This is a genomic window from uncultured Clostridium sp., from assembly GCF_937920395.1.
Classification (GTDB): domain Bacteria; phylum Bacillota; class Clostridia; order Clostridiales; family Clostridiaceae; genus Clostridium_AD.
Genome location: NZ_CALEVF010000180.1, coordinates 1 through 6,519, shown reverse-complemented (window position 1 = coordinate 6,519; position 6,519 = coordinate 1). Strand labels below are relative to the sequence as shown.

General features: G+C 29.4%; 5 protein-coding genes. All 5 read right to left on the bottom strand.

The window, feature by feature from the left end; all coding sequences use genetic code 11:
* Positions 1-857, bottom strand: an 857-nt coding sequence (locus Q0649_RS11675) for a galactokinase (RefSeq protein ID WP_298841922.1), incomplete at its 3' end; no start/stop codon positions are given.
* A 287-nt stretch (positions 858-1,144) separates the two neighbouring features.
* Positions 1,145-3,145: a methyl-accepting chemotaxis protein gene (locus Q0649_RS11670; protein WP_298841926.1), complete on the bottom strand. Its 2,001-nt coding sequence runs from the start codon at positions 3,143-3,145 to the stop codon at positions 1,145-1,147.
* A gap of 55 nt (positions 3,146-3,200) precedes the next feature.
* A complete protein-coding gene (locus Q0649_RS11665) occupies positions 3,201-3,662 on the bottom strand; it encodes an arginine repressor (protein WP_298841919.1) in 462 nt (153 codons plus the stop codon).
* A 1,257-nt stretch (positions 3,663-4,919) separates the two neighbouring features.
* Positions 4,920-5,042, bottom strand: coding sequence for a hypothetical protein (locus Q0649_RS11660; protein WP_298841916.1), 123 nt, complete (start codon positions 5,040-5,042; stop codon positions 4,920-4,922).
* 528 nt (positions 5,043-5,570) lie between these two features.
* A complete protein-coding gene (gene arcC / locus Q0649_RS11655) occupies positions 5,571-6,518 on the bottom strand; it encodes a carbamate kinase (protein WP_298841913.1) in 948 nt (315 codons plus the stop codon).
* Position 6,519 lies beyond the last annotated feature (1 nt).

Here is a 6,519-nt window from a genome sequence, read left to right as displayed (position 1 = left end):
GCTTTTACAGCTTTTAAAGTTCTTTGATTCTCATAAATAGCATGTTTTGCACGTCTTGCACAAACTTTATTTTTTATAAGATGTCTATTTTTTTCAAATGTATCTTCATCTATTTCACAAAGAGCATTGATTTTAAGTTCACTTTGTAAATCTTTAAGAGCAGTTTCACATTCTGATCTTCTTTCATTATATTTAGAATCAGCAAGACCCCTTCTTTTATTTGTGTTTGAAATCACTATAGATGCTCCATCAAGCTTAATGCTTGAATATTGATATTTTAGTGTATTTGTATCCAATAAAATTGCTTTGTCTTTTTTACCCATACCTATAGCAAATTGATCCATAATACCACAATTTACACCTACATATTCATTTTCTGCCTTTTGGCTAAACTTAATGATATCTATCATACTAAGGTCAAAATTATATAAATCCTTCAAAATAACACCTGTAACTACTTCGATAGATGCAGAGGATGATAATCCTGCACCATTAGGTATATCACCATAAAATAATACATCAAATCCACTATCTATTTTCATGCCATTTTTCTCAAAAACCCAAATTACTCCCTTAGGATAATTTGCCCAGTCATGTTCTTTGTTATATTTCATATCATCTATATCTATTTCCATTATTCCAAGTTCTTTAAAATTTTCAGAAAAAAATCTTATCTTTTTATCAGTTCTCTTTTTAACTGAAGCGTAAGTACCAAAAGTTATTGCACAAGGAAAAACATTACCACCATTATAGTCTGTATGCTCTCCTATTAAATTTACCCTACCTGGAGCGAAAAAAACCTTTTCAGCATCACATTTATAAACCTCTTTAAACATATCTTTTACTTTATTAATCATAATTGTATTCCTCCCTATAATAAATAGTTTTTTCTCTATATGTATAGGTTATCATTGTTTTAGTAAATTTTCAATAGTTTTAGTAAAATAATTAAAATTTATTATATCAGTATTAAATTCCACAAAAAAATCACCCACTTAATGGATATACAACTATTTTTTAGTTGTAACCATTCAATAGGATGATGTTATCTATATCTATATATCTTATGACTTAATTCTAATCTATTTTACGGTACCCCGTTTATATGCAAAACATAGTTTGTTATATAATCTTTTAAAAAATCTTATTTGACTTTAAATTTGTTTATTTCTGTATCTAATCCCTCAGCTAATATTTGAAGTTCACTAAAATATTTTGTAAATTCCTCCATGGTTGCTGTGATTTCTTCAGTTGAAGCAGTTACTTGCTCTGACGAAGCTGCTGTTTGTTCTGATATAGCTGAAATATTCTCAATTTCTAACACTGTAGATTGTTTTTTTTCATTTACATCAACAATCGATATTTTTACCTCCTCAACTTTAGTGATCATTACATCAATTGATTTTAAAATTTCACTAAATATTTCTTTAGTTTCACCTACCGCTAGATCCTGTTCATTTACTACTGTTTGAGTTGATTTAATAGCATTTACAGCTGCAATCGATTTTTTCTGTATATTCGCTATAATTTCCTTTATTTCCTCTGTTGAATTCTTTGATTGTTCAGCAAGTTTTCTTATTTCTCCAGCAACCACAGAAAACCCTTTACCCGCTTCACCAGCACGTGCAGACTCTATACTTGCGTTTAGTGATAGGAGATTAGTTTGTTCTGTAATACTTACTAATGTTTCAGAAATAGCATTTATTTGCTTAGTGCTCTCATTCATATCTTGAATAATTTCATTAACTGATTTAGTAGATGATTTAGTTTTATTTGATTTTTCAATTAATGTATCTATCATAGAGAGTCCTTTCGAACCTAAATCCTTAGTTCCACTTGAAATCTTATCCATTTCATTAGAGCTATCACTAATTTTATCTAATCTATTTGATAAGTCGTCCATTGCTAAAGCACCATCTTGAGCATTTTGAGCCTGCTGAGTTGCCCCTATTGAGACTTGCTCTATTGCACTTGAAACTTCACTAATAGAAGCCGTTACCTCCTCCGACATACTGGCAAGAGTTGTGGATGTTTCAGATACCGTCTTTGATGAGTTCGTAACATTATTCATGATACTTAATATATTTTTAATCATTAAATTAAACGATGTGGCTAAATCTTCAAATTCATCTTTTGTTAACGCTTTAATAGATACCGTTAAGTCTCCATTAGAAGCCTTAGCAAACACCGCTTTTAACTTTTGAATATTATAAGCTATCCCCTTACTTAATACTAATGACATAGCTACAGAAATTAACCCCATTATTAATATTATTAATAATGTTGTATGTATTATAAATTTTGTGTCATTAGATAGTTCACTTTGATCTAAAGTAGCCACTAACTTCCAACCTGTTAATTCGTTTGTTTGATATACCCCAAACTTACTTGAATCCATATCATCATAATTAACAAAACCACTGTTCTTTGACTTTGCTGTATTCCAAAATGGTAACTTAGAAGCCGTATTTGTATTAATAAGTTTCTGTATAGGATGAGCTAAAACCTTACCCGATGCCTCTGCTATAAACACATATCCTGTATTTCCTAATTTCTTTGTGGATATTTGCTGCGCAAGTGTATTTAATGTTAAATCTATTTCTACAACACCAACTACTTTTCCATTTTTCTCTACTGTTTTTGCAAGTGTAATTACGCTCTTACCAGTTCCTTTATCAATATATTCAGGAGTTATTATAACTTTACCTTTTTGCCCTAAAGCTCGCATATACCAATCAGTCTTAGTTGCGTCATAACCTGCAGGCATTTTATCATTAGGATATGTTTTAAATTTGCCCGTGGTAGTTCCATAAGATATATCTAATATATCTTTGTTACTTTCTGCTACGCCTTTTAACAAATCAGGTATATAATTTATATTATTACTTGTATCAACATTAACAAAATTATAATTATTTGATGTTAATAAAAGTATATTAGAAAACCCATTTAAATAATTTGATAATCCATGATTTATTTCCGTAAGTGTTTGTGTACTTGTTAACGTTAATTTATTGTTAAGAATTGACTTTGACTGTCTATAAGACCCAATCCCTAGTATAATTAATGGAATTATACAAATTGATACCAAGCTAATAATTAATTTAGTACGAATAGTGTTTAGTTTTAACTTTTGAATTTTAATTACCCCCCACTCATTATTATTTTAATTCGCTTACTATTTAATTATAGGTACATACTTATTTCTCATATTCACTAATCATTTTTTTAACCTGATGTATTATCTCTTTTGTATCTTCTTCTTTTCTAACTAAAATAAAAACAGTATTATCCCCAGCTACCGTTCCTACAATGCCATTGAATTTCAAAGAATCTAAAGCTTCTGCTGCGGCGGCTCCAGCCCCTGATATGGTCTTAAGTACTATAAACTTATCTACATGATCAACATACAGAACAGTTTGAGAAAAAATATTAGCTAATTTATTAGATAAAAAACTATCCCCCTGAGAACTAGTAACATAACTGTAAGTTCCATATGCATTCACAACCTTAATTAATTTTAGTTCATTTATATCTCTAGAAACAGTTGCTTGAGTAATATCAAACCCATTGTTTTTTAATTCTTCTGCTAACTGTTCTTGAGTTTCAACCTTTTTAGAATGGATGATCTCAATTATTTTTGCATGACGTGATATCTTCATCTTTCTGTCCCCACAATCTGTTGTTTTAGAAACTATTTTTCCTCAAAATACCAACATAATTATAATCATAGAATTTAACTAATCTACATTCTTTGTATGAAACTTTCACTAATATTTTGTTGAAACTATTTAGTCTTTTTGTCATGCCTACTATTAATCTAGTTATACCATTCCGTCCAAATAAACACTTTCAATCTACAAATATGAAAATTGTTTTCTAAATACACTCATATTATATCATCTTCTTATAACTTTAATAATTACTTAACTGTTCTTGCTGTTGCATTATCTTTTTTTAACTCTTGTTGTTATTTTCTTCTTCTCATTTCTTCTAATAGCAATTTATATTTACTTCGATACTCGACCGTAAGCAAATAAGTTCATTCTACCTTATAGATTACTATAGATCCATATCCATAAGTATTAAAATATGGAATCATCATTTTGCTTACTGATGACAAACTAATTAATTTTCCTTCAAATAGTGAGTTCTGACATATGTACAAATCAACAACTGTTGAATAAATTCCTCCTTCAGAATATCCAAATAGACTCTCTCTGTGTCTAATACATTAACTAGTACTATGCTTATGAACTTATTCTTTACATCATATTTGTCTATGTTGCTACACAATTGTGTACTTTTCAGTGAATCATCTGTACTTGCATAACTTTGCACTAATGCCCTTGATGTTATGAATAAATTTAGTACACAATTATAAGTCTTTTTTTTATTGTTTACTACCTCCTAAATAAGCACAATATCCTAATCTACTTATAATCCATATTATTATTCTATTATTCTATTATTTTATTAAACAGTGCAAGTTTTACTGTTTTCTAAATAATATTCAAAATTTTCACTAGTTTCTAAATTGAATACCTTAAACATAACATCACTCCGTTAATTTTCTTTAGTAAATCTTTCCTAATATAAAAATATTGTACTACTTCTGCAGTATTATATACTAGTTTTAAAACACTATATCAGCTTTTTTTATAAGAACCTATTAATTTTTTTATAATCCTAATAATTCTTTTTTATGGAGGAATAGGTTTGCTACTAGGTTTAGAACATTTAATCCATGAAATAAAAAAGTTAGAATTATTCAAGTTTACTAATATTCTTGTACAATCTAATCTCTGTATATGAGGTAATATTTTAAGTTATGGCATTATAATATTCTGAACATATTCATTATAAGACTTTATAATTTCTTTAGCTTCATATTTATTTATCATGTTTCGCATAGTACCTTATTCTAAAAGACCTTTTTCTAAATCTCTGTCATTATCCCATATATTCCAATCTAATTCAGACAATAATTCTGAATTCGTAACTGCAAAGGCTACATCAGTTAGACTTGTCTTTAATTTCATTTTTGCTGTGATAGCGTGATAGTATCTATTAAGTTGGGAAAGCGATATCAACATCATCTATATTACCTTGCTTTATCGCATTTAAAACTTTATCTTTATCTTTTTTACTGAATTGTATCATATAAATCATCTCCATTTACTTTAGTAAATTAATATTTATATGACTAATTCGACATAAAAGTTTAAAATCATTTTTATAATTTTTGTAAAATAAATTTAAATTCGTAAGCTTTTAATTTTGTAGATTTAAATTACGAATTGAAGGTGATGCTTCATTAAATAGTGTAGCATCACCTCTTAATCATCATATCTATACCGATAATAACATAGCTTTTAAACGATACTCTATCCAAAAATACTCCAGTAATTAATACTGGAGTGATAACAACAAAACTCTCTTGAAAAAAAAAACTAAAGTAGCACTAAATAATACTAAGTATGTATCACCTAAATTAATATGTCTCATATAAAAAATTATTTTATATAAACATTTGTAGCTATTTTGTCATCATATAATCTATATGTAAACTAGTTTATGATGACTGTTCCTGCTGCCCCACTTATTGCATCCTTAGCTTTCTCAAGAGAGGTTATAATTGCTTTCCTACCTTTTTTTGCTTCAACGAAGATAAGAGCCGCTTTTATTTTTGGAAGCATAGAGCCAGGAGCGAATTGTCCTTCTGTTATATATGTTTTAGCTTCTTCTATAGTCATACTTGAAAGATTCTTTTGGTTAGGTTTACCAAAGTTAATAGCAACCTGTTCAACTGCTGTAAGCACAACAAGAAGATCAGCATTTATTAATTCCGCTATTTTACAAGAAGCAAAGTCTTTGTCTATTACAGCTGGCACTCCTTCAAGGTCACCGTTTCCTTTATCAATTACTGGTATACCTCCTCCACCAACAGTTATAACAATATGTCCAGCTTCAACTAATGTCATAATAATAGGTTCTTCAACAATATCAATTGGTAATGGTGAAGCCACAACTCGTCTCCACCCTCTATTAGAATCTTCCTTCATTGTATATCCTTTTTCAGCTGTTAATTTCTCCGCCTGCTCCTGCGTAAAAAAAGAACCTACTGGTTTAGTTGGATTCTTAAATCCTGGATCCTTAGGATCTACTATTACTTGAGTAATTACTGTAGCAACTTCTTTATTTATTCCTCTTCTTCTCATCACTGCCCTAATACTTTGTTGTAGATGATATCCTATATAACCTTGGCTCATAGCACCACATTCAGGAAAAGGCATTACTGGACTATTATTTATAGACGCCGCTGCTTCATAATTAGCTACGATTTGACCTACTTGAGGTCCATTACCATGAGCAACAATTATCTCATGACCCTCTTCGATTAAATCTACAATAGTCTCTGAAGTTTGTTTTGCGGTTATTAATTGTGCCTTTGCAGTAGTATCTTTTGGGTTTGCTTGGAGGGCATTCCCCCCAAGTGCTATCACTATTCTTGACATA

Bases quoted from the DNA above. Each gene is read 5' to 3' on its own strand.
- Q0649_RS11665 (WP_298841919.1), bottom strand. From the start codon at position 3,662: ATGAAGATATCACGTCATGCAAAAATAATTGAGATCATCCATTCTAAA.
- arcC (WP_298841913.1), bottom strand. From the start codon at position 6,518: ATGTCAAGAATAGTGATAGCACTTGGGGGGAATGCCCTCCAAGCAAAC.
- Q0649_RS11660 (WP_298841916.1), bottom strand. From the start codon at position 5,042: ATGAAATTAAAGACAAGTCTAACTGATGTAGCCTTTGCAGTTACGAAT.